Source organism: Mesorhizobium sp. B1-1-6, assembly GCF_006443035.1.
GTDB lineage: Bacteria > Pseudomonadota > Alphaproteobacteria > Rhizobiales > Rhizobiaceae > Mesorhizobium.
Window position 1 is genome coordinate 1 of sequence record NZ_VFWR01000018.1, and the last position, 22,679, is coordinate 22,679.

Annotated in this window: 25 protein-coding genes and 1 pseudogene; 8 read left to right on the top strand and 18 right to left on the bottom strand. The window is 60.7% G+C overall.

What is annotated here, in order from left to right; all coding sequences use genetic code 11:
- Window positions 1-291: 291 nt before the first annotated feature.
- The 3 genes from FJ979_RS27775 to FJ979_RS27785 all read left to right on the top strand — a co-directional run bounded on the left by FJ979_RS27775 (window position 292) and on the right by FJ979_RS27785 (window position 1,887).
- Window positions 292-810, top strand: coding sequence for a cytochrome b/b6 domain-containing protein (locus tag FJ979_RS27775; RefSeq protein ID WP_140584368.1), 519 nt, complete (start codon window positions 292-294; stop codon window positions 808-810).
- A 4-nt stretch (window positions 811-814) separates the two neighbouring features.
- Complete coding sequence (locus tag FJ979_RS27780; protein WP_140561951.1) at window positions 815-1,510, top strand: VIT family protein; 696 nt, start codon at window positions 815-817, stop codon at window positions 1,508-1,510.
- Window positions 1,511-1,671: 161 nt separating this feature from the next.
- A complete protein-coding gene (locus tag FJ979_RS27785) occupies window positions 1,672-1,887 on the top strand; it encodes a DUF1858 domain-containing protein (RefSeq protein ID WP_140561952.1) in 216 nt (71 codons plus the stop codon).
- Between the two features lie 3 nt (window positions 1,888-1,890).
- Here the strand turns inward: FJ979_RS27785 and FJ979_RS27790 are convergent, their stop codons facing one another.
- Window positions 1,891-2,592 carry a Crp/Fnr family transcriptional regulator gene (locus tag FJ979_RS27790; protein WP_128369138.1) on the bottom strand — a complete coding sequence of 234 codons (702 nt, stop codon included), beginning with the start codon at window positions 2,590-2,592 and terminating at the stop codon, window positions 1,891-1,893.
- Window positions 2,593-2,743: 151 nt separating this feature from the next.
- On the opposite strand from FJ979_RS27790, the gene FJ979_RS27795 reads away from it, so the two are divergent.
- Window positions 2,744-3,181: a pseudoazurin gene (locus FJ979_RS27795; protein ID WP_023689271.1), complete on the top strand. Its 438-nt coding sequence runs from the start codon at window positions 2,744-2,746 to the stop codon at window positions 3,179-3,181.
- 102 nt (window positions 3,182-3,283) lie between these two features.
- Window positions 3,284-4,459: an NnrS family protein gene (locus tag FJ979_RS27800; RefSeq protein ID WP_140561954.1), complete on the top strand. Its 1,176-nt coding sequence runs from the start codon at window positions 3,284-3,286 to the stop codon at window positions 4,457-4,459.
- A 57-nt stretch (window positions 4,460-4,516) separates the two neighbouring features.
- Here FJ979_RS27800 and FJ979_RS27805 read toward each other — a convergent pair whose 3' ends face one another.
- The 12 genes and pseudogenes from FJ979_RS27805 to ccoN form a co-directional block, all read right to left on the bottom strand.
- On the bottom strand, window positions 4,517-5,386 hold the full coding sequence (locus FJ979_RS27805) for an SUMF1/EgtB/PvdO family nonheme iron enzyme (RefSeq protein ID WP_140561956.1): 870 nt from the start codon (window positions 5,384-5,386) through the stop codon (window positions 4,517-4,519).
- 52 nt (window positions 5,387-5,438) lie between these two features.
- Window positions 5,439-6,545 carry a copper-containing nitrite reductase gene (gene nirK, locus FJ979_RS27810; RefSeq protein WP_140561958.1) on the bottom strand — a complete coding sequence of 369 codons (1,107 nt, stop codon included), beginning with the start codon at window positions 6,543-6,545 and terminating at the stop codon, window positions 5,439-5,441.
- A 446-nt stretch (window positions 6,546-6,991) separates the two neighbouring features.
- The gene (locus FJ979_RS27815) at window positions 6,992-7,534 is read right to left on the bottom strand and encodes a CBS domain-containing protein (RefSeq protein ID WP_246679378.1); all 543 of its coding nucleotides are present in this window, start codon (window positions 7,532-7,534) and stop codon (window positions 6,992-6,994) included.
- A gap of 68 nt (window positions 7,535-7,602) precedes the next feature.
- Window positions 7,603-7,731 (bottom strand): annotated as a pseudogene (locus tag FJ979_RS33490) (CBS domain-containing protein); the annotation flags it as partial.
- 26 nt (window positions 7,732-7,757) lie between these two features.
- A complete protein-coding gene (ccoS, locus tag FJ979_RS27820) occupies window positions 7,758-7,928 on the bottom strand; it encodes a cbb3-type cytochrome oxidase assembly protein CcoS (protein ID WP_140561960.1) in 171 nt (56 codons plus the stop codon).
- Window positions 7,925-10,213 carry a cation-translocating P-type ATPase gene (locus FJ979_RS27825; RefSeq protein ID WP_140561961.1) on the bottom strand — a complete coding sequence of 763 codons (2,289 nt, stop codon included), beginning with the start codon at window positions 10,211-10,213 and terminating at the stop codon, window positions 7,925-7,927. The genes ccoS and FJ979_RS27825 overlap by 4 nt, the downstream gene beginning before the upstream one ends.
- Window positions 10,210-10,707 carry a FixH family protein gene (locus FJ979_RS27830; protein ID WP_140561963.1) on the bottom strand — a complete coding sequence of 166 codons (498 nt, stop codon included), beginning with the start codon at window positions 10,705-10,707 and terminating at the stop codon, window positions 10,210-10,212. The genes FJ979_RS27825 and FJ979_RS27830 overlap by 4 nt, the downstream gene beginning before the upstream one ends.
- Entirely contained in the window at window positions 10,704-12,263 is a 1,560-nt protein-coding gene (ccoG, locus tag FJ979_RS27835; protein WP_140561965.1) for a cytochrome c oxidase accessory protein CcoG, read from the bottom strand. Before ccoG ends, FJ979_RS27830 begins: the two co-directional genes overlap by 4 nt.
- A 178-nt stretch (window positions 12,264-12,441) precedes the next feature.
- The gene (gene ccoP, locus FJ979_RS27840) at window positions 12,442-13,305 is read right to left on the bottom strand and encodes a cytochrome-c oxidase, cbb3-type subunit III (protein WP_140561967.1); all 864 of its coding nucleotides are present in this window, start codon (window positions 13,303-13,305) and stop codon (window positions 12,442-12,444) included.
- A gap of 2 nt (window positions 13,306-13,307) precedes the next feature.
- Window positions 13,308-13,457 (bottom strand): cbb3-type cytochrome c oxidase subunit 3, encoded by a 150-nt coding sequence (locus tag FJ979_RS27845; protein WP_140522798.1) that lies wholly within the window; start codon window positions 13,455-13,457, stop codon window positions 13,308-13,310.
- Between the two features lie 11 nt (window positions 13,458-13,468).
- On the bottom strand, window positions 13,469-14,200 hold the full coding sequence (gene ccoO / locus FJ979_RS27850; RefSeq protein WP_140561969.1) for a cytochrome-c oxidase, cbb3-type subunit II: 732 nt from the start codon (window positions 14,198-14,200) through the stop codon (window positions 13,469-13,471).
- Window positions 14,201-14,211: 11 nt separating this feature from the next.
- Complete coding sequence (gene ccoN / locus FJ979_RS27855) at window positions 14,212-15,822, bottom strand: cytochrome-c oxidase, cbb3-type subunit I (RefSeq protein WP_140561971.1); 1,611 nt, start codon at window positions 15,820-15,822, stop codon at window positions 14,212-14,214.
- A 252-nt stretch (window positions 15,823-16,074) separates the two neighbouring features.
- On the opposite strand from ccoN, the gene FJ979_RS27860 reads away from it, so the two are divergent.
- Entirely contained in the window at window positions 16,075-16,485 is a 411-nt protein-coding gene (locus FJ979_RS27860) for a hemerythrin domain-containing protein (RefSeq protein ID WP_140562004.1), read from the top strand.
- A 2-nt stretch (window positions 16,486-16,487) separates the two neighbouring features.
- Here the strand turns inward: FJ979_RS27860 and FJ979_RS27865 are convergent, their stop codons facing one another.
- Window positions 16,488-17,216: a Crp/Fnr family transcriptional regulator gene (locus FJ979_RS27865; protein WP_140561973.1), complete on the bottom strand. Its 729-nt coding sequence runs from the start codon at window positions 17,214-17,216 to the stop codon at window positions 16,488-16,490.
- Window positions 17,217-17,379: 163 nt separating this feature from the next.
- Between FJ979_RS27865 and hemN the strand changes: the two genes are divergently transcribed.
- On the top strand, window positions 17,380-18,729 hold the full coding sequence (hemN, locus tag FJ979_RS27870; RefSeq protein ID WP_140561975.1) for an oxygen-independent coproporphyrinogen III oxidase: 1,350 nt from the start codon (window positions 17,380-17,382) through the stop codon (window positions 18,727-18,729).
- Between the two features lie 55 nt (window positions 18,730-18,784).
- Here the strand turns inward: hemN and FJ979_RS27875 are convergent, their stop codons facing one another.
- The 4 genes from FJ979_RS27875 to FJ979_RS27890 form a co-directional block, all read right to left on the bottom strand.
- Entirely contained in the window at window positions 18,785-19,129 is a 345-nt protein-coding gene (locus tag FJ979_RS27875) for a DUF779 domain-containing protein (protein ID WP_128369011.1), read from the bottom strand.
- A gap of 62 nt (window positions 19,130-19,191) precedes the next feature.
- Complete coding sequence (gene adh, locus FJ979_RS27880; protein ID WP_140561977.1) at window positions 19,192-20,709, bottom strand: aldehyde dehydrogenase; 1,518 nt, start codon at window positions 20,707-20,709, stop codon at window positions 19,192-19,194.
- 143 nt (window positions 20,710-20,852) lie between these two features.
- Window positions 20,853-21,821, bottom strand: coding sequence for a GAF domain-containing protein (locus FJ979_RS27885; protein ID WP_140561979.1), 969 nt, complete (start codon window positions 21,819-21,821; stop codon window positions 20,853-20,855).
- A 192-nt stretch (window positions 21,822-22,013) separates the two neighbouring features.
- The gene (locus FJ979_RS27890; RefSeq protein ID WP_246678482.1) at window positions 22,014-22,520 is read right to left on the bottom strand and encodes a potassium channel family protein; all 507 of its coding nucleotides are present in this window, start codon (window positions 22,518-22,520) and stop codon (window positions 22,014-22,016) included.
- Between the two features lie 18 nt (window positions 22,521-22,538).
- Between FJ979_RS27890 and FJ979_RS33415 the strand changes: the two genes are divergently transcribed.
- Window positions 22,539-22,670, top strand: coding sequence for a hypothetical protein (locus FJ979_RS33415; protein ID WP_281061552.1), 132 nt, complete (start codon window positions 22,539-22,541; stop codon window positions 22,668-22,670).
- Window positions 22,671-22,679 lie beyond the last annotated feature (9 nt).

A 22,679-nucleotide genomic window follows, 5' to 3' on the forward strand; every position in this document is an offset into this window, starting at 1 on the left:
TTTGCCGGATTCTTGCTGGCCTGATCCCAGACATAAGCGCCCGAGGCTGCGATCACGAAAAGTGACAAGGCGATCTGTTTCATCGAAATTGTGTTTCCACGTTGATTTCTCGCAGGCGGTCCATCCGCTTCGAAGGCAATATCCCACGACCAAGCTGACAACTGGCTGTCAGCCTAGGTCGAGCTGCGAGGTGGCGTGAAAGCTTAGGGAGACGGGAATTCATTTGTCCCAGATCAAGATTGTCGCATAAACAGCGAGGTAGGAAGGTTCCATCAAACGAGGTAACTGCCTATGACTGTGGCCAACAAGCCAGCCGGATACACCGCAACCCAGATATTGCTGCACTGGACTATCGCGATGCTGATCGTCCTTCAGCTTGTAATCGGTGAGGACATCAAGCCGGCTTACCGGGCGTTCTCACGCGGTACCGCACCGGCAGCGGACGACATCTTCAACGCGAACGTTCATGTCTATGTCGGTTTGGCCGTTCTGATGCTGGCGATCTGGCGGCTTGCGGTGCGTCTGCGGCATGGCGTGCCGGCGGCGCCGCCCGAAGAAAGCGTCCTGCTGAAACGGATTGCCGCGGCCGCCCATTTCCTGCTGTATCTTTTCATTTTCGGGATGCCGATCACTGGGGCGCTGGCCTGGTTCTTCAGCTTTCGAGCGATGGGTGAGATACACGAACTCGCCAAGCCGGTGATCATCATTGTCGTCGGCCTCCATGCCGCAGCGGCGCTATGGCAGCATTTCTATGTGAAATCGGATGTGCTGGTCAGGATGCTGGGACCTGCCGGACGGCGCGCGCGGTGATGACATGAGCCGCCTGCACAGTGAAAACCATCTTGTATCCCGCGTCGGCTGGCTGCGCGCTGCCGTGCTCGGCGCCAATGACGGCATCGTGTCGACGGCCAGCCTGATCGTTGGCGTGGCAGCAGCCAATGCGGCGGCCTCCAATGTGCTGGTGGCTGGCGTTGCCGGACTGGTCGCCGGTGCGATGTCGATGGCGGCGGGCGAATATGTATCGGTCAGTTCGCAGTCCGATACCGAACAAGCCGACCTTGCCCGCGAGAAAGGGGAACTGGCGACGCAGCCAGATTTCGAGCGACAGGAACTTGCGGAGATCTATGTCAAACGTGGCCTGGAGCCAACGCTGGCCTTGCAGGTCGCCGACCAATTGATGGCCAAGGACGCGCTCGGCGCCCACGCTCGTGACGAACTCGGCATTTCGGAGGTGACGACGGCCAGGCCGATCCAGGCCGCGCTGACCTCTGCAGCAGCATTTTCGGTTGGCGCTGCCATGCCATTGGCGATGGTGCTTGTTTCGCCGGCCGCCTGGCTTGCCGCAACGGTGTCTGTTGCCTCACTGCTGTTCCTGGCGGTTCTGGGCGCCATTGGCGCCAAAGCCGGCGGTGCCAATGTGTTAAGGGCAACTGTTCGCGTCACCTTTTGGGGGGCGCTGGCAATGGCGCTGACCGCCGGTATTGGAGCCGTCGTTGGGACTGCCATCTGACGGTCCTGCGACCTTGATCCCAGCGTATGCCGGAGGCGCCCGTTCTCTCGCAAAATAGCCCCGAGAGGGTTCGGCGCCGGTTCTGTGAAGTTGCGAAAGCGCAACGAAGGCGGCGCGGCGGGGATATATCACGAGGCTTCGCAAATCGCGGAGACCCCATCATGAAGGAACTCAGTTCGATCGGGAGGGACATGGTCGTTGACGAAATCATGAGGAAATGGCCGGCAACGGTGGCCGTGGTGCTGAGATACAAGATGCTGTGCGTCGGCTGCCCGATAGGCGCTTTCCATACGGTGACTGAGGCATGCCGGGAACATCAAGTCGATGAGGGCGACTTTCTGGTCGAACTCGAATTTGCCATTCGAGGAGAACGATGACTGTCAGTCCTTTTCCCGATTCTCCGCGAGAACGACAAGGCGATGCGCATCTTTGACCGTGACCCTCTGGCGCCCGCTGACAATTATTCCGTTCTCTTCCCATTTGCTGAGCAGCCGGCTGACGGTGTGCAGCGTCGTTCCCGTCATCTCAGCAATGTCCTGTCTCGAAATCGGGAAGTCGATTTCAATGCCACTGTCAGTCTTTCGGCCGGTCTGGTTAGCCAGTCGTAGAAGCGCATGCGCAACCCGCTGCTCTACCTGTTCCGTGGACATCTCCACCACCCGCGTCTGCGTCTCCTGCAGCCTGCTTCCAACCGTCCTGTAGGTGGCTGCCCCAAACAGGGGGAAGCGTCTCGACAGATCAGGCCACAGATCGTTTGACCAGGCCAGCACCACGCAGTCCACCGCCGCGACTGCGCTGGCAGGGTAGGTCGTCCGGCCGAGGGCCGCGGCGACGCCAAAGATCTCGCCTTCGCTGATGTATCTGGCGATGACCTGCTGTCCGTCCGGCGTTGTGCGGACCACCCGTATGTGCCCGGCGATCAGCACGAAGAAGGAATGGGCTTCGGCTTCCTGCTCGAAGATCATTGAGTCTTTGGCGTAGCGTGACGATCGGGCACTTCTGAGAATCTCGCTTTGCTCTTCGGGCGCCATCCCCTGGAAGAGGGGCAGCCGCGATATCAGCGATCGGTCCAGCGCAGCCAAGCGGATCCCTCACAGCCCTACGGTTCCGCATCAGTCATGCGGGAGATCTTTCTTACCCCGAGTTTGCGCCAGCGCAAATTGCCCACGGGCCAATCAGGCTAGATGGCATGGAACGGCGCAATGCCGCGAAGACGAAACAAAGGACAAACCGATGAAACTATCCATCCTCGCCGCCGCAATCTCCATCCTCGCGCTCGCCGGCGGTGCAAGCGCGGAAGAGCACGTGGTGCAAATGCTCAATAAGGGCGAAAAAGGCGCCATGGTCTTCCAGCCGGCCTTCGTCAAGGCGGCGCCCGGCGACACCGTGAAGTTCGTGCCGACCGACAAGACCCACGACGCCGAGTCGATCAAGGGCATGCTTCCGGATGGCGCTGAGCCTTTCAAGGGAAAGCCCAGCGAGGAAATCACCGTCACGCTGACAAAGGAGGGTGTCTACGGCGTCAAATGCGCGCCTCACTACGGCATGGGGATGGTCGCGCTGATCGTTGTCGGCAAGCCGGTCAATCTCGATACCGCCAAGGCGGTCAAGCATCCCGGGAAGGCAAAAACGGTGTTCGCCGACCTCTTCACCCAGGTTCCTGCCAACTGACAGCCATCGATACAGGCATGCCTGCCGCATAAAGGGTGGGCACGGGCCGGACGAACCGAGGGCGGCGGTTCATCCGGCCCTGTTCATTTGGAGACACAAATCATGGGAATTCCACGCCTGCGGGCCTATGCCGGGCCTGCACTCCTTTCCTATGGGTTCAGGCCCTTCTTTTTACTCGGGTCGCTGTATGCCGCGCTGTCCGTTCTGCTTTGGCTGCCGATCTATGCCGGCGAACTCGATGCTCATGGTGTTTTTGTTCCCGTCGACTGGCACATCCACGAGATGCTGTTTGGCTATCTGCCGGCGATCGTTACCGGGTTCCTGCTCACCGCCATCCCGAACTGGACCGGCCGGCTGCCGGTGCAAGGCCTGCCGCTGCTGGCGCTAGTTGTCCTGTGGCTCGCCGGTCGTGCCGCTGTCTTCTTCTCGGCCGATATTGGCTGGCAAGCAGCCGCGTTGATCGATGGTTCTTTTCTGCTTGCGGTCAGTGCTGCGGCGGCACGCGAAATCGTCGCCGGACGGAACTGGCGCAATCTCAAGGTGCTGCTGCCGCTTGCCGTGCTGGCCGGCGCCAACGGGGCGTTCCACATCGAGGTCCACCTTCACGGCACATCCGATATCAGCCGCAGGCTCGGCATGGCCGCCGCGATCATGCTCATTTCACTGATCGGGGGGCGTATCATTCCGAGCTTCACCCGCAACTGGCTCGTGCGCGAAAATCCAGGCAGGCTGCCTGCGCCGTTCGACCGCTTTGACATCGTATCGATAGCCATCTCAGCCATCGCGCTGGGGGCCTGGACGTTCGCACCCGTCAATAGCGTCTCGGGAACGCTCATGGCCATCGCGGCAGTCTGCCAGGCGTGGCGCCTGTCGCGCTGGGCTGGCGAGCGCACAGTGCAGGATCCGCTGGTGCTCATCCTCCATCTTGCATATGCCTTCGTGCCCACCGGTCTCGCCCTTGTCTCGGCGTCGATCTTCTTCCCGGATGCCGTTCCGGCCGCTGCAGGACTCCATGCGCTCGGAACTGGTGCGGTCGGCGCGATGACGCTCGCCGTGATGACCCGCGCGACGCTCGGGCATACCGGGCAAGAGCTCAAAGCTGGGAAAGGCGCCTTGTTCATATTCGTGAGCGTCCTCCTCGCAGGATCATTGAGAATCCTGGCCGCCTTCGTCCCCTTTGATGTGGCGATCGACATGGCCGGCACCGCATGGGTGGCGGCATTTGCCGGCTTCAGTCTGATCTATGGAACTGCGTTGATTAGGCCAAAGGCGCGGTGAGGCGGCAGGAGAGCAGGCGACCGTCCAAACGTGAATGGACAAGCCGCTTCTGATTTGTCAGGCAATGCCGAGGTAGCCGAGGAAACGGTTCGCCCACCCCCGGTGGGCCCGGACCAGCCTGAAACCCAGATTGTCGGGAGGCGTGCCAACGGCACAGCCGCCGCTTTTTCCGTCGCCGACGAAGTTGGACATGTAGGCTCTGTGAAGTCCTTCAAGGACGTGGACGCCGCAATTGTCGACCGAACTCGCAATGCCGCTTCCATCCGCAGCCAGCGTGGTGCGGACGTAGCAGGTCGAAGTCCACTCCCAGACGTTGCCGGAAAAGTCGGCGAGCCCGAGGGAATTGAAACCAAACGAGCCACGGCTCCTGGGCAATGGGTCCGGTTTGCGATTGAGGTCCGCCTCGGCCTTGTAGCTGGTGAGCCAACGTCTGGCGGGATTGTTGGCGTCGTTTTCGACACCCTCGAACTCACCCGCGAACCGTTCCGCCGCGGCAAACGCCCATTCCTCGTCGGACGGCAATCGCCAGTCGTCGCCGGTCGCTTGCGAATACCACCTGGCGTAGGCATTCGCATCGAGGTAGCTGACGCCGGTCACGGGAGCATTGCTCGGGATTGCGCGCGTCTCCTGTGCCGGCTGACAGGTTCCGCCCGACACGCAGCCCGCATAGTCGTCAGCGCTGACCTGATAGATCATGATTTCGAGCGGTTTGTTGAGCTGGCGCTTGAGGCGGGGATTGCCTTGCGGGCGGCCGTCCTTCATGAACTCGCCAGGCGTCGGATAGATTATGGAGCCGGATTGCAAGGTCGTCGTGGCAGCTGGGGAGTGAGGCTGCCGGTCCCAACTGGCCGCCTTTATCGACAGACCCACCGGCACAGAAGTGGCCGCCATGGCGACCGCGAGAATCTTCAGGATGTAACGAGACATGGCTGTTGTCCGTGCCCGGACAGCGACGCTGTCCGGGCAATCTGGAGTGCCGTCAGTTGGTGGCGATGGGTTTCGGCGCCTCGACCTGCGTCATCAAATCATCATTCCACTCGCCCTCGACCATGAAGTGAGCGGTCGCCCCGAGTTCCACGGCCTCGATCAGATTGTGATTGACGTAGGCGTAGACGCCGGGCTGCAGGAACGTATAGAGCGCGGATCCGGCAGAGCCGCCACGAATGAACCATGTTTCCAGATCCTTGGCCGGCGGGTTGGCGAATTTGCCCTGTTCCCAGACATAGTCGCCGTGACCACCGATCAGATGCGGCCGCGTATCGCGGTTGGCCTGCGAATGGACGACCAGCACGGTCTCGCCGACCTTCGCCTTCATGGCGTTGTCGCCGGTCAGCGAACCGACCTTGCCGTTGAACACCACATGCGTCGGGATCAGCCCGCGCATGACCTTGACGATATCGTCATACCCATCACCGGCCGATTCGTAACTCTTGAAGTTTCCCTTCTCATCGCGCGGAATATAGAAGTCGCTCTCGCCGATATAGAAGATCTTGTCGTATTTGACCGGCTCGCCCTTGTCGTTCCTGAGCCCGTCGCGCGGCAGCACCATGATGGCGCCGTTCATGCCGGAGACGACATGCCACGGGATCATCGGTCCGCCGGGGGCACAGTGATAGACGAACGTTCCCGTTCGCGTCGCCTTGAAGCGCAGTGTCACCTGTTCGCCGGGATTGACCAAGGTGAGCGCGCCGCCGCCCAGTGCGCCGGTCGCAGCGTGGAAGTCGATGTTGTGGGCAAGCGTGTTGGTATCGGGGTTGATCAGCGTCAGTTCTACATAGTCGTCCTGGTGCACGACCATCAGCGGGCCGGGGATCGAGCCGTCATAGGTCATCGCATTGAGCTTCGTGCCATCGGCATCGATGACAACAAGCTTTTCCTCGATCGTCATGGTGAACTCGAGGATCTTCGGTCCGCTCTTGGCGATCTGATCATGCGGATGCACGAAAGGCGGTGCCACGAGCTGGATCTTTTCGCGGGGAAGCCCGCGTATTTCTGCCTTTGTAACCGTGGCCGACAATGCTGGCAGTGCCGCAACGGCGGCAGCGCCAAGTGTTGCTCCAAAGAGGGCTTCGCGTCGCGTAATCATGTCAATCTCCTGTCTGTCGACCGTTGCGGATGAGCAGAAGCTAGATGACCCGACCCAGCGTTTCTTTGCGCTGGCGCAACTTGGTGGAAATTAATCGGGGAAACAACAGCCCTCGGATTGCCTCAGTCTTGTGAGCCAAGTTTGATATGCAGCAGTTTTGGTGTCGCATCTTTCTGCAAGCCTGCGCACTCACTGGCGGCTCTCTGAAGATCAGCCGCCGCTATTGCCTCACAGATCGATCAGAATTCGCTCGGTGGCCAAGCCCACTAAGAAAGAGGGCAACGGCCATCGCATTTCCCTCAGGACGGGTGCGTGCCGACAGCGTGCTCGCCAAGCATGAAGGGCGCTATACGCCGCAGGAACTCGCGGACGGCCTCACGTCCAAGAGATGTGAGAAGAGTGCAGAACCCAATAGGACTCTGCTTTGCGTCCCCGCTTCTCCGCAGCTACGAAACCATCATCACGGAGAGCGTATCTGTAGCGAGGAAGAGGCTGTCCTTGACTTGCCCGACGCCGGCAACGTTCTCCGCCGCAACGATTGCAGCTTTCCGTTGACGCTCGTCGACAATCGCCCCGGTCAGTTCGACGACGCCGTCGCTGACCCTAACATCAATCAAGTCACCACCGCCCCACGATTGTCCCTGCAGTCCGGCAAGTATCGCCTTGCGGATCAGGTCGTCATCGGGTGGCGTGGTGGCCTCTTTCGGCATGGCGCGGATCAGGACAGGCAGCAAATCAGTTCGCGTGATGATGCCGACGACCCTTTCCCGATCGACAATCGGCACATTGTTGATGCGGTGTTGCATCATCAAATTGACAATATGTGCAATCGAGGCGCCTGGAGCCGCCGAAATGACGGCTGTGGTCATCACCTCATGGATGATCCGTCCGTTCGAGCGCGCATAGTCATCGGCGATTGTGCCCGGGCCAAGATCAAACTCCAGCCAGCGTGGCCGCACACGCTGAGTCCCCAGTTCCTCCCGGCGCAAGAAGTCGCTTTGCTTACAATGCCAACCAAGACACCGTCGCTGTCGATTACCGGGAGGCAGCTGACTTTGTTTGAAAGCATGAGCTCGACCGCTTCGGCGATCGTTGCGTTCGCATCCGTCGTGATGACTGGCTTCGTCATTATGGCTTCGGCTTGCATCCTCACCCTCCTGATTTTCTTCGGAAGACGATGGGACATCCCGACCCGCAGCGCTTTGATCTAAGTCACTTGGAGCGAGGAGCATTCTCCGCGCCGTCGTCGCGTTCGATGAGAATGCGCTCTGCCGCGCCATCGAGATCGTCGTACTGGCCGCTTCTCAACGCCCACAGGAAGCCGGACAGGCCGAGTGCGCCAAGGAATAGCGCTACCGGAATGAGATAGGCGAGCGTCGTCATGACGATTGGGGCAAGGCGCTGGCCCGCGCGGGCCTGTCCTGCCGAGCGATTGCGGGCGACGCACCCGTCGCGAAGCCTTGCAGGCGCATGGCATTTCCGATCACGAGCAATGACGAGGCAGACATCGCTATCGCCCCGATAAGGGGGGTAACGTGGCCCAGAATGGCGATCGGCACCGCGACGGCATTGTAGACGATGGCGATGGCGATATTCTGCCGGATCAGGCTTCCCGCCTTGCGCGAGACGCTCAGGGCAAGGGGCACCGCCAGAAGGCTTTCGCGCAGGAATACGAAATCCGCCGCGTTGCGGCCAATGTCGGCGGCGGTGGCAGGGGCAATCGATACATGTGCCGCGCTCAGCGCAGGCGTATCGTTGAGGCCATCGCCGACCATCAAGACCTTATGTCCATCGCGCCTAAGGGACTCGATGCGTTCAACCTTGCCGGATGGCAGCAGACACGGAACGAAGTCGCCGACACCCAGCATTTTCGCAACATCCTGGCAGGCATGGGCGGTATCGCCTGACAGCATTTCCACCGCTATTCCAGCGTCGTTCAATTGGTGGACGGCAGCCCTGGCGTCGGCACGCAGCGCATCCTCGAAGGAGAAGGTAGCAACAATCAGCCCATTCCTGGTCAAAACCGTTCCGCCATAGCCATGCTTGCCTTCGCCACCGGTCCGGGCTTTCCATCCCGCCCATCCGCGCCGACCCAGTCGCCAGGTGGTCCCGGCGTGGGTGGCTTCGATTCCGAACCCTGCATGCTCGCTGACGGTATCGAATGTGAGTTGCCCGCCAGAAGTGGCAAAACCGGAGATGGCCTTTGAAAACGGATGACGCGAATGTGCGGCCATGCTGGCCGCAATCATCAACATTGCCGGATCGATCGAGGCCGCGTTGACGAGCCTGGGCTGTCCGAGCGTGAGCGTGCCGGTCTTGTCGAACACGGCCGTATCAATCGTTGCCAGACGCTCCATGGCCGACCCATCCTTGACCATGATTCCGTGCTCGAACAGGCGCCGCGCCGCGACCACCTGGACGATCGGCACGGCGAGGCCGAGCGCACATGGGCATGTGATGATCAGAACGGCAATGGCGATGGTTATCGCCCGGTGCCAGTCGCCGGTCGCCGCCATCCAGCCAAGGAATGTCACGAAGGCGGTGAGGTGGACCACAGGAGCGTAGAGAGCTGAAACGCGGTCGGCGATCCGGCGGTAACGTGCGCGACCGCCCTCGGCCGCCTCCATCAGCCGAACCATTTCTGCCAGGAACGAATCCTTCGCGGCGGCTGTGGCCTCTATCGTCAGCGGGCCGGTAAGGTTGAGCACGCCGGCCTGCACGGTATCTTCTGGCGCCACGCTTCTGGGCGTGCTCTCGCCGGAGACTAGGGAGCAGTCGACGTCGGATGTCCCACGCGCAATCCTGCCGTCGACAGGGATTCTCTCGCCGGCTGCAATGAGCAGCTGCATCCCTGGTTCGATCTCGCCAACCGGCAAATAGTCCCGTGCGCCGTCGCCGCGCAGCACCATGGCGCCACGCGCGGCCAACTGTGACAGACCTTTCACCGCGGTCCGTGCGCGCTCCCGCATCACGTGATCGAGCGTGCGACCGATCAGGAGGAAGAACAGCAGCGATACCGAAGCGTCGAAATAGGCGTGGTCGCCATGGGTGATCGTCTCATAGAGGCTCATGGCGTAGGCCAGCGAAACGCCGACGGCGATCGGCACGTCCATGTTCATGCGGCCGTGGCGCAGCGCATTCCACGCCGACTTGAAGAAGATGCCGCCGGCGAAGGCGAGGGCGGGAATGGCGATCAGTGCCGAGACCCAGTGAAACAAATCGCGCGTGGCGCCTTCGGCGCCGGACCAGACCGATACCGAGAGCAGCATGATGTTGCCCGCCGCAAAGCCGGCAACGGCGACGGCGCGTATGAGCTCCGATAGTGTCCTGTCCTTCGCATCGGTGTCGGCTTCGAACAGATGTGCCTGGTAGCCCAGGCGCCCGAGCACAGCGACGAATGGCGGAACCTCGTCGCCGCGCCAGCGGATAGAGACTCGCCTCGTTGACAGGTTGACGCGAGCGGCCTCGACGGGATCGAGTTTTCCCAACGCCGTCTCGATCGTCTGGATGCAGGCGCCGCAGTGAACAGTCGGTACCGACAGGTCGGTCTGATGAAGGTCGTCGCCAAGCGATCGGCTCGCCAGCTTGACTTCCTGGCTGGACGGCAGGACTGAAGTGAAACTGGTCAGATCCAGCGCCATTTGGGCGCCCGGCGCACAGCAGCTCATTTCAGCGCTCCATGGGAAATCATGATCCTGCGCACGTCGCGATAAGGTCTTGCCAGACCTGCATCGGCGTCGATTTCGATAATCCAAACACCATCCTTTGGCACGTGGTGTGCTGCAAACTCCTGGCCCGAGGCGAGGACGAGCGTGACCGACTCATCCTCCTTCTCGTAAGCCGGATGACGAAACAGCACCTTCACGCCATGCAGGGGTATCGGTTTGCCGGCGGTGTCGGTGAGGCCGTAGCGAACGTCACCCCATGCGATGGTCAGTTTGCCGGTCCAGCCGAGGGCTGCCTGCGCACGCCCTTCTTCCGCCTTCTTGTTGAATTGCTGGCTTGCCACATAGGTGTTTTCGACGACAAGGCCGGTCCAACTCGTATTGGCGAGCGTGGCCATTGTCAGGTTGACCGCGATGACCACCCCGAAAAAGGTGAGAATGATGGCCAGCATGTGCCTGCCGGTGAATTCGCGAGGCTTTTGGGCATTGGCGGTCATTTGGCGGCCTCTGGCGCATTGAATGTTGCGGTGTACTCGTTCGACTCGAAGCTCGCTCTGTCCTCGACACGGAACTTGAAGGTCTGTGCCGGGGCGTGGATCTGGTCCGCCGGCTGGCGAACGAAGACTTTCAGCATTTTCAGGCGGTCTGGTTCGACTGGAATGGAGAAGGAACGGCCTGCCGGGATGTCGTCGCCGACGATAGCCATGTCGGCACCTTCAAGACCCTGGATTGAGACTACTATCGTCCTTGGCTCGGGGATCATGTTGAGCAGCTTGACGGTATAGCCATTGCGGATGGACCCGTCGGACAGCGTGACGAACTGGGGATTGCGATCATGCAGCACGTTCAGTTCGAGCCGATCGCGCGTCAGCAGCGAATAGAGCAGGCCCAGCCCGATCAGCGACCACAGGCCCATGTAGACGTAGGTGCGCGGCCGGAAGATCTTGCGAATGTGAAAATGCGCCACCTGATCGGAGAAGGTGCCGACGGCAGTCCTGACCAGTGACGGATTGACTGAACTGGAGCCGCCCGCGGTCGCCAGCATCATGTTGGCGTTGAAGTCGGAGAGCGTCGCGTAGGAGATCAGCCCGCGCTCCTTGCCGAGCTTGTCCATGACGCCGTCGCAGGCGTCGATACACAGCGCGCAGGTAATGCATTCGAGCTGCTGGCCGTCGCGAATGTCGATCCCCATCGGGCAGACCGCGACACAGGCATTGCAGTCGACGCAGTCGCCGACGGACTGCCCCGATGCTTGCACCTTCTTCGCATGACGCGAGCGCGGTTCGCCGCGCCAGTCATTGTAGGTGACGGTGAGCGAATTCTCGTCGAGCATGGCCGCCTGGATGCGCGGCCATGGGCACATATAGGTGCAGACCTGCTCGCGCATCAGCCCGCCGAACGTGTAGGTGGTCGCCGTCAGGACGGCGATGGTGATGTAGGCGACAGGCGCGGCGGTACCGGTGAAAAGTTCGCCAACCAGCATCGGTGCGTCGGCGAAATAGAAAATCCAGGCGCCGCCGGTCGCCGCGCCGATGACCAGCCAGATCGTGTGCTTCGATACGCGCAGCATCAGCTTGCGGGCGGTCCAGGGACCTACATCGAGCTTCATGCGGGCGTTGCGGTCACCCTCTATCGCGCGTTCGACGACGAGGAACAGATCGACCCACACCGTCTGTGGGCATGTATAGCCGCACCAGGCACGGCCGACAGTCGACGTGATCAGGAAAAGGCCAACGCCGGCCATGACCAGGAGACCGGCCACGTAGAAGAATTCCTGGGGCCATATCTCGATGAAGAAGAAGTAGAAACGCCGATTGGCAACGTCGAGCAGCACGGCCTGGTCCGGGGCAAATGGACCGCGATCCCAACGCAGCCACGGCGTCAGGTAGTAGATGCCAAGCGTGATCGCCATCACCAGCCATTTGAAGCGGCGAAAGCTGCCCGAGGCGCGCTTTGGAAAGATCTTCTTGCGCGCGGCGTAGAGGGGCTGACGTGTCTTGGCGGAATTGACCGCCTCGGCTTCCAGCCGTTCTACCTGCGTCTTGTCCAGCAACGACTTTTCTCCACTTGCGCGCAGACGGTGATTTTGATTGCGCCGGGCAACATTGCCGCCGGGCGGATCGTCCCGCGTTGATGCAGGTCAATCTCCAGATGGCAGAAAGAAATCGAGGCCCGGCGGAGCCGGGCCTCGTCACTCAAGCGGTAAGGGCTGGAGAATAGTCCCTCGCTTCCTATTCTCCACCGCCGAGCGAATGCACGTAAACCGCCAGTTCCTTGACCTTGGTCTCGCCCAGGCGCGCGCCCCAGGCTGGCATGACGCCCTGCTTTGGTGCGCGAACCTGGTCGGCGATGGCGGTCTCGCCGGAACCGTAGAGCCAGATCGCGTCGGTCAGGTCGGGTCCGCCGAGTTCCTTGTTGCCTTTCGCGTTGTCGCCATGACAGGCGACGCAGTTTTCAGCGAAGACCTTGGCGCCGGGCTGGACCAGGCTGGCATCGCGGACCTTGCCGGACAGGCTGGCGACGTAGGCGCTGACCTGTGCGATCTGCTCGGCGGTGATGATGTCGCCAAAGGCTGGCATCTCCGACAAGCGCGTTTCTGCATCAGTCGCAAAGCGGATGCCATGCATGATCGTCTGCTGGATCTGCTCGGCCGTGCCGCCCCACAGCCAATCATCGTCATTGAGGTTGGGAAAGCCCTTGGAGCCTTGGGCGCCGGAGCCGTGGCACTGCGTGCAGTTGACCTTGAACGCGGCACCGCCGGCAGCGACCGCGAATTCTCGCAAGGCATCGTCCGCGGCGATCTCCGAGACGGTTTTCGACTCCACCGCCGCGACATATTTGCCCTTCGACACCTCTGCCGCCGCCAGCTCGTTCTTGACGTCCTTGCGGCTCGAATAGCCGAGTACACCGGTGGTCGCGGAGTGCAGCAGCGGCCATGCCGGATAGGCGATCGTGTAGCCGATCGCCCAGACGATGGTGACGTAGAAGGTTATGACCCACCAGCGCGGAAGCGGGTTGTTCAGCTCCCGGATGCCGTCCCACTCATGGCCAGTGGTTGAGACGCCAGAGATTTCGTCGATGTGCTCGTCGCTCATGATCACTCGTCCTCAAGAGGAATCCGGGCAGCTTCGTCAGCCAGCTTGCGGCTACCGGGGCGCAGGGCAAAGACAATTGCTCCGACAAAGAAAAGCGCCATGGCGACCAAACCCCAGCTGTCAGCAAACTCCCGCATCAAATTGTAATCCATGGATAACCTCCTCAGCGGTAGCCGGCGGCTTCGTCGTAGTTCTTGAAATCCACCAGCGTGCCCAGCATCTGCAAATAGGCGACGAGGGCATCCATTTCGGTGACCTGTTGCGGATTGCCGTCGAAGTCACCGATCTTGGCTTTGGGATAGCGTTTCTCGAGGCCGGAGGTATCGGCATTCGGGTCGGCCTGCGCCTTCAGATCGGCGTTGGCGTTGGCAATCATGTCATCCGAATAGGGGACACCAACGCGCGCATTCGCGACCAGATGTGTCGAGAAGTCCTTCACCTCGATCGGTGCGTCCTTCAGGAAGGCATAGCTCGGCATGACCGATTCCGGCACGACCGAGCGTGGGTCGGCAAGGTGCGCGACATGCCAGGCATTCGAATAGCGGTCACCGACGCGGGCGAGATCCGGCCCGGTGCGTTTGGATCCCCACTGGAAGGGGTGGTCGTACATCGACTCCGCAGCCAGACTGTAGTGGCCGTAACGCTCGACCTCGTCGCGGAACGGCCTGATCATCTGGCTGTGGCAGAGGTAGCAGCCTTCGCGCACATAGATGTTACGCCCGACAAGTTCGAGCGGCGAGTAAGGGCGCATCCCTTCCACCTTCTCGATCGTGTTGTCGAGGTAGAAGAGCGGTGCGATCTCGACGATGCCGCCGACGGTCACCACAAGAATGGAGCCAACGAGAAGAAGTGTGGCGTTCTTCTCGATGATTGCGTGTCTATCCATTAAGCCCATGGTCTGGCTCCTTATTCGGCAGGCTGAAGGGCGGGAATGGAGCCCGGCATTGCTTGCTCCTCGCGCTGGTGGCCGAGGATGGTCATGGTGATGTTCCAGGCCATGATCAGGGCGCCCGAGAGGTACATGGCTCCGCCCATGGCGCGCATGACGTAGTAGGGGTGCATGGCAGCGACCGTTTCGGCGAAGGAGTAGACCAGGAAGCCCTGCTCGTCGTATTCGCGCCACATCAGGCCCTGCATGATGCCGGACACCCACATGACCGCCGCGTAGACGACGATACCCAGTGTCGCCAGCCAGAAGTGCCAGGTGACGAGGCGCAGCGAGTAGAGCCGGTCGCGGTTCCATAGCTTCGGCACCATGTAATAGATCGCGCCGAACGAGATCATGCCGACCCAGCCGAGCGCGCCGGAGTGCACGTGACCAATGGTCCAGTCGGTGTAGTGCGACAGCGAGTTGACCGTCTTGATCGACATCATCGGACCTTCGAAGGTCGACATGCCGTAGAAGGCGATGGCCATCACCATCATGCGGATGATCGGGTCGGTGCGAAGCTTGTCCCAGGCGCCGGACAGCGTCATCAGGCCGTTGATCATGCCACCCCAGGACGGCATCCACAGCATGATCGAGAACACCATGCCGAGCGTCTGCGCCCAGTCGGGCAGGGCGGTGTAGTGCAGGTGATGCGGTCCGGCCCAGATGTAGAGGAATATGATTGCCCAAAAGTGGATGATCGACAGGCGGTAGGAATAGACGGGCCGGTTCGCCTGCTTGGGCACGAAATAGTACATCATGCCGAGGAAGCCGGCGGTGAGGAAGAAGCCGACGGCGTTGTGGCCGTACCACCATTGCGTCAGGGCGTCCTGGACACCGGAAAAGGCCGAATAGCTCTTGGAGCCGAGGAACGAGGCCGGCATCGACAGGTTGTTGATCACGTGCAACATCGCGATGGTCACGATGAAGGACAAATAGAACCAGTTGGCGACGTAGATGTGTGGTTCCTTGCGCTTCAGGATCGTGCCAAGGAACAGGATGAGATAGGCGACCCAGACGATCGTCAGCCAGATATCGACATACCATTCGGGTTCGGCGTATTCGCGGCTTTCGGTGATGCCGAGCAGATAACCAGTCGCGGCCATGACGATGAAAAGCTGGTAGCCCCAGAAGACGAACCAGGCGAGATCGCCACCGAAGAGGCGGGCGCGGCAGGTCCGCTGGACGACATACAATGATGTGCACAAGAGCGCGTTGCCGCCGAAGGCGAAGACGACCCCCGAGGTATGCAGCGGCCGCAAGCGGCCGAAATTGAACCAGGGCTGGATGTTGAGATCGGGGTAGGCAAGCTGCAGCGCGATGACGACGCCGACCAGCATGCCGACGACACCCCAAAACATCGTGGCGATGGCGCCGTAGCGGATCGGACCATCCATGTAAGCCGACGGATCGATTGGAGCAGCAGCTTCGAAGCTCGTGTTGCGGATGAGGATGCCGACAAAGCCTAGCAACACAAAGAACAGCACCCACATATGATGCCGGAACGGCTCGTCCACGCCGAAGCCAGCAGCCACCAGAGCCGCGAATGTGAAAAGGCTTAATGCGAAGATTTGTGTGCCGAACTTCATGACATATCCCCGACCTCGGATTTTGATGCGCGGACATCAATCCGCATCGACACCAATTCAGCAGTCGCTTCGTCGCCGCCTTGATCCATGTCAAAGTCATTTGCTTTTGGATTGGGCAGCCTTGATTTCACAAGGATTGGGAGATTGCCGTTGAACAGGGAGAAGGAGCCGGGATCGTCGCTGTCCGAGACAAGCCGCGAAAGTTCGATAATTGCGATTCGATCTGGGAGAGAGGTACTTCCGGCCGCGGTGATGAAACGTGCGCACCTCGAAAAGCTGCAACTGTGTGATGCTCTCGAAAGGATAGCAGACACGTTGCCGAAGGTTGACCGTTTGAAATGCCTAAGCACGGCAAACGCGATCGTCCCGTTGTTACGAAACATTCATCGATACGAAGAGACGATGATCTTCCCGGCCTACGAGGCTGCTTTGAACAGCCGCGACGCCAACCTCGATTCCACCCGGCGATTGCGCGCCGAACATGTCGAGGACGAATGCTTTGCCGGCGAGGTGACTGAAATTCTGCTGGCGATCGGCCATGGCAAGACCATCGACAATGCCGAAGCGGTTGGTTTCATGCTGCGCGGCTTCTTCGAAAGCGTGCGCCGCCACATCGCCTTTGAGCGCGAGCATGTCCTGCCGATGATTGGGATCGTCGGTTGATTCTAGGCGCCGGAGCGGCGCTGTAGCCGGTGCAGGCTATCGACAACAACATGCCGATTGTTCTCGATACGGATCACGTTGTCCGATCGCAGCCGGGTCAGCTGACGGCTGACAGTCTCGATCGTCAGACCGAGGAAATCGGCGATGTCGGCGCGGGTCAGTGGTAGCTCGAAACTTGTCGACTGGGCGGCGGGGTCGAGCGCGGGATCGATGTTTCTGGCGATCATCAACAGAAAGCTCGCCACCTTTTCCGAAGCACTCTTGCGCCCCAGCGTCACCATCCAGTCACGCGCCTCGTCGAGTTCGTTCAGCGTCTGTTTGAAGAGGCGGTGCTCCAGTCCCGGCGACTCTTTCATCATCCGTTCGATGGCGGCCATGGGGAATGAGCACAGGGAGACAGCGGTAGCGGCTTCGGCGTTGATCGCGCTTTCTACCTTGAAAGGCCGTCCCAGAAAATCGGGAGCAAATTGAAGCCCGACAATCTGCTGGCGTCCGTCCGAGAGGCTTTTCGTGAGCTTGACCACGCCGGAAAGCACATTCGAGTAACTCCCGACCGTCTCGGCGTCGCCAATCAATTCCGCGCCCGGTTCAACCGTATGTTTCGATGAGGTCTTGGCGAGACCCACCAGTTGTTCAGGGTCGAGCGCGCCGCAAACGCCATGGTGGCGCGCTTCGCATGATTGGCAAAGCACGGGAATGCCGGCGCTGTGTACATCCTGACGCACTGTCATCGTGGTCTTCCGCGGACGCAAAGTCCTGTCACGATATAGCATCGAGCCAAGAAAAAGGCGCTTGCGGCAGTTTGTCCGCAGCCGACGGGCTTTGACCGAAATCAAGGCGGCTATTGCCTCTCGTGAGCAGTGTCGTGCGAAACAGCCCGGAGCAGATTAGGACATGCGCCCAGATTTAGTTGCCCGACTTGGCGAGAACGTGCCGCGTTACACGAGCTATCCGACGGCGCCGCATTTTCATCCGGGTGTCGATGCTGCCGTTTGTCGCGGCTGGTTGCAAACGCTTGGCGAGGATGACGAGATCTCGCTCTATTTGCATATCCCTTACTGCGACAAGCTCTGCTGGTTCTGCGCCTGCCATACGAAGCAGACACGCCACTACGAGCCGGTGACCCAATATCTGCGCTCGCTGCATGACGAGATCGCGACCGTGGCCGGTCTTGTCGCAGGCAAGGGTCACGTGCGTGCCGTTCATTTCGGTGGTGGTTCGCCAACCATGCTCAAACCGCAGGATATCGTCGCACTGGCGGAAGTCTTGCGCGATAGATTCACATTTCTTCCCGACGCCAGGATCAGCGTTGAAATCGAACCCAACGACATGGACGAAGCCCGGCTCGACGCACTCGCCGAAATCGGCATGACAAGGGCGAGCCTCGGCGTCCAGGATTTCGATCCCAAGGTCCAGAAGGCCATCAATCGCGGGCAGACCTTCTTGCAAACGAAAGCTGTCGTTGACGGCGTTCGTTCGCGCGGCGTTGAATCGGTCAACTTGGACCTGCTCTACGGCTTGCCGCACCAGACCCGGGAGAGCGTTTCCTCTACGGTCGCGCAAGCGTTGAGCCTGGAGCCGGATCGGATCGCGCTTTTTGGCTATGCGCATGTGCCATGGTTCAAGAAACATCAGACAATGATCGACGAGGCCTGGTTGCCGGGCCCGGAAGAGCGGTTTGCCCAATCGCAACTGGCAGCGCGCGCTATCCTCAACCAGGGATACGAAGCAATCGGACTCGACCATTTCGCCAAACCTGACGATGCGTTGGCGCATGCCGCACGTTCGGGAACTTTGCATCGGAACTTTCAGGGCTACACCGAAGATCGCTGCGAGACTTTGATCGGCCTTGGCCCTTCGTCCGTCAGCCAGTACCGGCAAGGCTATGCACAGAACATGCCGTCGACAGCTGAATATGGCCGCATGGTCGGCAACGGCGAGTTGGCGACCGTCAGAGGCATCGCGCTCTCCGTTGATGATCGCGTTCGCGGCTGGATCATCGAACGGCTGATGTGCGACTTCGCCTTTTCCGCGATCGACCTGGTTGAGCGCTTCGGCGAAGCCGGCGAAAAGCTTCTCAGCAAGGCAAGCTCGACTGCCCTTCTTGATCCTGCACGCATGCTTGAATTGGACGGTGACCACTTCGTCGTGCCGGTGGAAAGCCGCCCCTTTGTCAGAAGCGTCGCGGCGAAATTCGACAAATATTTCGAAACCGGCAAGGCGAGACATTCCGTAGCGGTCTGAGCATCGGGTTTCGTTTCAGAAATGCTCGCACAAGTCGGCAACTCGGATGGGAAGCCTACAGCCCGATCTGAACGGTGCAAATCGTCGACCGCGTCAGGAATCGCTTCTCACGTCCATTGTCGAGCGAGAACATGCCGCCACGACCAGGCACAACGTCGATAATGAGATCGGTGTGCTTCCAGGCTTCGAATTGCGAGGCCCCGATGTAGAAGGGGGCGTCACCGATGTGGCCAAGAAGCACATCCTGGTCACCGATGATGAAGCCGGCCACCGGATAGCACATTGGCGAAGAGCCATCACAGCAGCCGCCGGACTGATGGAACAGCACCGGGCCATGATCGGTGACAATCTCCGCGATCAGTTCAAGGGCCGCCGGCGTCGCCGTAACTTTTGCATGCATGGTCTTATCCGGTTTCCAGTCATGCGCGCGGCCCCGTGGAGCCGCGCGCATGGGCGCGGTGATCAGAAGAAGCCGAGCTTCTTCGGGCTGTAGCTGACCAGCATGTTCTTGGTCTGCTGGTAGTGGTCGAGCATCATCTTGTGGGTCTCCCGGCCAATGCCGGACTGCTTGTAGCCGCCGAAGGCCGCATGCGCGGGGTAGGCATGGTAGCAATTGGTCCAGACGCGGCCAGCCTGGATTGCCCGGCCGAAGCGGTAGGCGCGGTTGGCATCGCGTGTCCAGACGCCGGCGCCGAGACCGTAGAGCGTATCGTTGGCAATCGCCAGGGCTTCGTCGTCGTCCTTGAAGGTCGTGACCGATACCACCGGCCCAAATATTTCCTCCTGGAAGATGCGCATCTTGTTGTGACCCTTGAACACCGTGGGCTGGACGTAGTAGCCGCCTGCCAGATCGCCGGGCAGAAGATTGCGCCCCCCACCGGTCAGCAGCTCGGCGCCTTCCTGGCGGCCGATGTCGATGTAGGACAGGATCTTTTCCATCTGCTCGGACGAGGCCTGAGCACCGATCATCGTCGCCGGATCGAGCGGATCACCCTGCACGATCGCCTCGACGCGCTTGAGGGCGCGTTCCATGAACCTGTCGTAGATCGATTCATGGATGAGCGCGCGGCTCGGGCACGTGCAGACCTCGCCCTGGTTCAGCGCGAACATGACGAAGCCTTCGATCGCCTTGTCGAAGAAATCGTCGTCTTCGGCGACGACATCCTTGAAGAAGATGTTGGGTGACTTGCCACCGAGCTCGAGCGTCACGGGGATCAGATTCTGGCTGGCATACTGCATGATCAGCCTGCCTGTCGTGGTCTCGCCGGTAAAGGCGATCTTGGCAATGCGCGGCGACGACGCGAGCGGCTTGCCGGCCTCGAGGCCGAAGCCGTTGACGATGTTGAGCACGCCCGGCGGCAGCAGATCGCCGATCAGATCGGCCCACAGCAAGATGGCAGCCGGGGTCTGCTCGGCAGGCTTCAGCACGACGCAGTTGCCGGCCGCCAGCGCTGGTGCAAGTTTCCAGCATGCCATCAGCAACGGGAAGTTCCAGGGGATGATCTGGCCGACCACGCCGAGTGGCTCATGGAAATGATAGGCGACGGTGTCGTCGTCGATCTGGGAGAGGCTGCCTTCCTGGCCGCGCACCGCTCCTGCGAAATAGCGGAAATGGTCGATGGCCAGAGGCAGGTCGGCCGCTGTCGTTTCCCGGACCGGCTTGCCGTTGTCCCAGGTTTCGGCACAGGCGAGGAGATCGAGGTTCTCCTCCATGCGGTCGGCGATGCGGTTGAGGATGAGCGCGCGCTCAGCCACGCTGGTGCGTCCCCAGGCATCCTTGGCCGCGTGCGCGGCGTCCAGAGCCGCCTCGATGTCGTGGGCATCCGAACGCGCGACTTCGCACAGGAGTTGACCGTTGACCGGTGAGTAGTTCTCGAAGTAGCGGCCGGACCGCGGCTCGGCCCATTTGCCGCCGATAAAATTGCCGTAGCGCTTGTCGAAGGGCGCCTTGACCGAGCGTGAAAATTCAACCTTGTTCATAAGTCTTCCTCCCAAAGCTGACGTCGCGGGATGCGACGCTTCGGAAGAGACTTGCGATTTCCGCCCGCAGTTGTCACGGCACCGGTCACCGCGGTCGGATATGATGTGTCGCAGAATTGCGACAGTCATGATCGCTTGGGTGTTCAGTGAGACCGGTGGACATCCAGGCGGTTGAGTTTGCGGTGAAGCGTCGCGCGGCTGATGCCAAGCGCTTGAGCCGCGGCGGACACGTTTCCGTCAGCGCGCGCGAGGGCACGCTGCAGCGCTCCGCGCTCTGCCTCGGCGAGGACTTTGGAGTCACTCTCAGCCCAGCCGAGCAGATCGGCGGCGGGCATCGGTTTGTCGAGACACTGCTGCGTAAGGCCAAGCGCCAGGCGGGCCGCACGGGTCGCGCCGACCACGAGATCGTCCGCGTCGACGGCAATCAGCACGCCGGAACCTTTGTCGATCACCGGCGCGAGCAGAATGCGCGCCTTTGGAAATGCCATCTTGAAGTTTTCACTTTCGATCCGACGGGCCGCGTCGACGACAGCCATCGAGATGAGATTGGCGAAGGCCTCCGTCAGATCTGCCCGGCAGGACGATACGTCAAGCGCTGCCACTAGATTCCCTTCATGATCATGGATCGGAGCAGTGGTACAACTGAGCAACGTGTTGCGCGTATGGAAATGCTGGTCGCGGTGAATTGTCAGCGCGCGCCGCTCGACCAGACAGGTACCGATACCGTTGGTTCCCTGGCTCTCCTCATTCCAAACGGAGCCAGTCCACAAGCCCCAGGAGTGAAACGTCTCGTCATCGACGACCGCGCCGCGCCGTTCGACCGGCACGCCGTTACGATCGGCGAGCAGGACACAGCATCCGACGCCGCCAACAGCAAGATAGAGACGGTCGAGACTCGATTGGGCAGCTTGGATGAGAGGTTCGATGCGTTGCCGGGCGTGCCCCAGTTCGGCCTCTGTCAGATAGGGTGGGGGACTGCAGTCCGCTGGATCGAGCCGATGCAAATTGGACGACCGTCGCCAGGAGGCTACCAGCGCGGACTTCGCTGCAGCGTCCGAGGCAATCGCCACCTGGATGCGGTCAGCATGATGACCGTATTGATCGTCGCGCATTACTTATCCTCCCGCAACCTGATGTCTTTCCTCCGTCCTGGCCGACCGGTTTGCGGTCCGATCAGCACGTAGTCAATTCGTCGAAAGAAGCAGAAAGGCAGATCGCTTCCTGTTGCCTAAGCTCCCAACGACAAAGCCTACCAACAGAATGCCACGCAATCATTGATCAGGAGCAAGTCTGAGCATCGTTGGTCAGAAATGCTCGCCGGCCTTGAACGGCCCGATACGGGTGCCGGCCGCGATCAGATAAGCCGTGGACCAGCCGATGAGCAGGAACCCGTTTACGCCTTCAAGCGCGGCCAGGACCCGCCACTGATGGGCGGGTACGATGTCGCCGTAGCCAACCGTCGAGAAGGTAATGGTGGAAAAGTACAACGCCGTTTCGAAATCAGCGAAGATATCGAGCAACCTGTAGAGCCCGGCCCAAAGCCAGACCTCTACGGTCATAACCGCAAAGAGCCCCATCACCACGCTGATCATCGCGACGATGCGGCTGCGGCGCCCGTGCATGCGAAACCGGGCGACCAGGTGCCCCATCGCGTGTGTGACGGCTATCAGACCAAATGTGTGGACGAGAACGGTCAAACTTATGACGACAGTGCCGATGAGCAGATTTAGGACCATGCGCGGAAGGTAGAAATCGCAGCGGCAAACTTCCTTGCGCAAAATCAAAAGCTGGCGGCGGCCCGCGAATTTCAAGAATAGCCAGCAGATTGGGTGCTATTGCTCAGCCAGATCGATCTCTACCTTGCGTCCTTTCTTCGCGAGGACGCCAAGGTCGAGATCGGCTCCGAGGAGCGGAGATCGGTACCGCGCGGCAAGGATGCCGCCTTTCTTCGACGGCTATAGCGGATTTCA

Excerpts from the sequence above, each read along its gene's own strand:
- FJ979_RS27845 (WP_140522798.1), bottom strand. The coding sequence starts at position 13,457 with ATGGATTACAATTTGATGCGGGAGTTTGCTGACAGCTGGGGTTTGGTC.
- FJ979_RS27800 (WP_140561954.1), top strand. The coding sequence starts at position 3,284 with ATGGGAATTCCACGCCTGCGGGCCTATGCCGGGCCTGCACTCCTTTCC.
- FJ979_RS27865 (WP_140561973.1), bottom strand. The coding sequence starts at position 17,216 with ATGACAGTGCGTCAGGATGTACACAGCGCCGGCATTCCCGTGCTTTGC.
- FJ979_RS27775 (WP_140584368.1), top strand. The coding sequence starts at position 292 with ATGACTGTGGCCAACAAGCCAGCCGGATACACCGCAACCCAGATATTG.
- nirK (WP_140561958.1), bottom strand. The coding sequence starts at position 6,545 with ATGATTACGCGACGCGAAGCCCTCTTTGGAGCAACACTTGGCGCTGCC.
- FJ979_RS27785 (WP_140561952.1), top strand. The coding sequence starts at position 1,672 with ATGAAGGAACTCAGTTCGATCGGGAGGGACATGGTCGTTGACGAAATC.
- FJ979_RS27830 (WP_140561963.1), bottom strand. The coding sequence starts at position 10,707 with ATGACCGCCAATGCCCAAAAGCCTCGCGAATTCACCGGCAGGCACATG.
- FJ979_RS27875 (WP_128369011.1), bottom strand. The coding sequence starts at position 19,129 with ATGCATGCAAAAGTTACGGCGACGCCGGCGGCCCTTGAACTGATCGCG.
- hemN (WP_140561975.1), top strand. The coding sequence starts at position 17,380 with ATGCGCCCAGATTTAGTTGCCCGACTTGGCGAGAACGTGCCGCGTTAC.
- FJ979_RS27805 (WP_140561956.1), bottom strand. The coding sequence starts at position 5,386 with ATGTCTCGTTACATCCTGAAGATTCTCGCGGTCGCCATGGCGGCCACT.
- ccoO (WP_140561969.1), bottom strand. The coding sequence starts at position 14,200 with ATGGGCTTAATGGATAGACACGCAATCATCGAGAAGAACGCCACACTT.
- adh (WP_140561977.1), bottom strand. The coding sequence starts at position 20,709 with ATGAACAAGGTTGAATTTTCACGCTCGGTCAAGGCGCCCTTCGACAAG.
- ccoS (WP_140561960.1), bottom strand. The coding sequence starts at position 7,928 with ATGACGACGCTCGCCTATCTCATTCCGGTAGCGCTATTCCTTGGCGCA.
- ccoN (WP_140561971.1), bottom strand. The coding sequence starts at position 15,822 with ATGAAGTTCGGCACACAAATCTTCGCATTAAGCCTTTTCACATTCGCG.
- FJ979_RS27795 (WP_023689271.1), top strand. The coding sequence starts at position 2,744 with ATGAAACTATCCATCCTCGCCGCCGCAATCTCCATCCTCGCGCTCGCC.
- FJ979_RS27825 (WP_140561961.1), bottom strand. The coding sequence starts at position 10,213 with ATGAGCTGCTGTGCGCCGGGCGCCCAAATGGCGCTGGATCTGACCAGT.
- FJ979_RS27860 (WP_140562004.1), top strand. The coding sequence starts at position 16,075 with ATGAAACGTGCGCACCTCGAAAAGCTGCAACTGTGTGATGCTCTCGAA.
- FJ979_RS27780 (WP_140561951.1), top strand. The coding sequence starts at position 815 with ATGAGCCGCCTGCACAGTGAAAACCATCTTGTATCCCGCGTCGGCTGG.
- ccoP (WP_140561967.1), bottom strand. The coding sequence starts at position 13,305 with ATGAGCGACGAGCACATCGACGAAATCTCTGGCGTCTCAACCACTGGC.
- FJ979_RS27885 (WP_140561979.1), bottom strand. The coding sequence starts at position 21,821 with ATGCGCGACGATCAATACGGTCATCATGCTGACCGCATCCAGGTGGCG.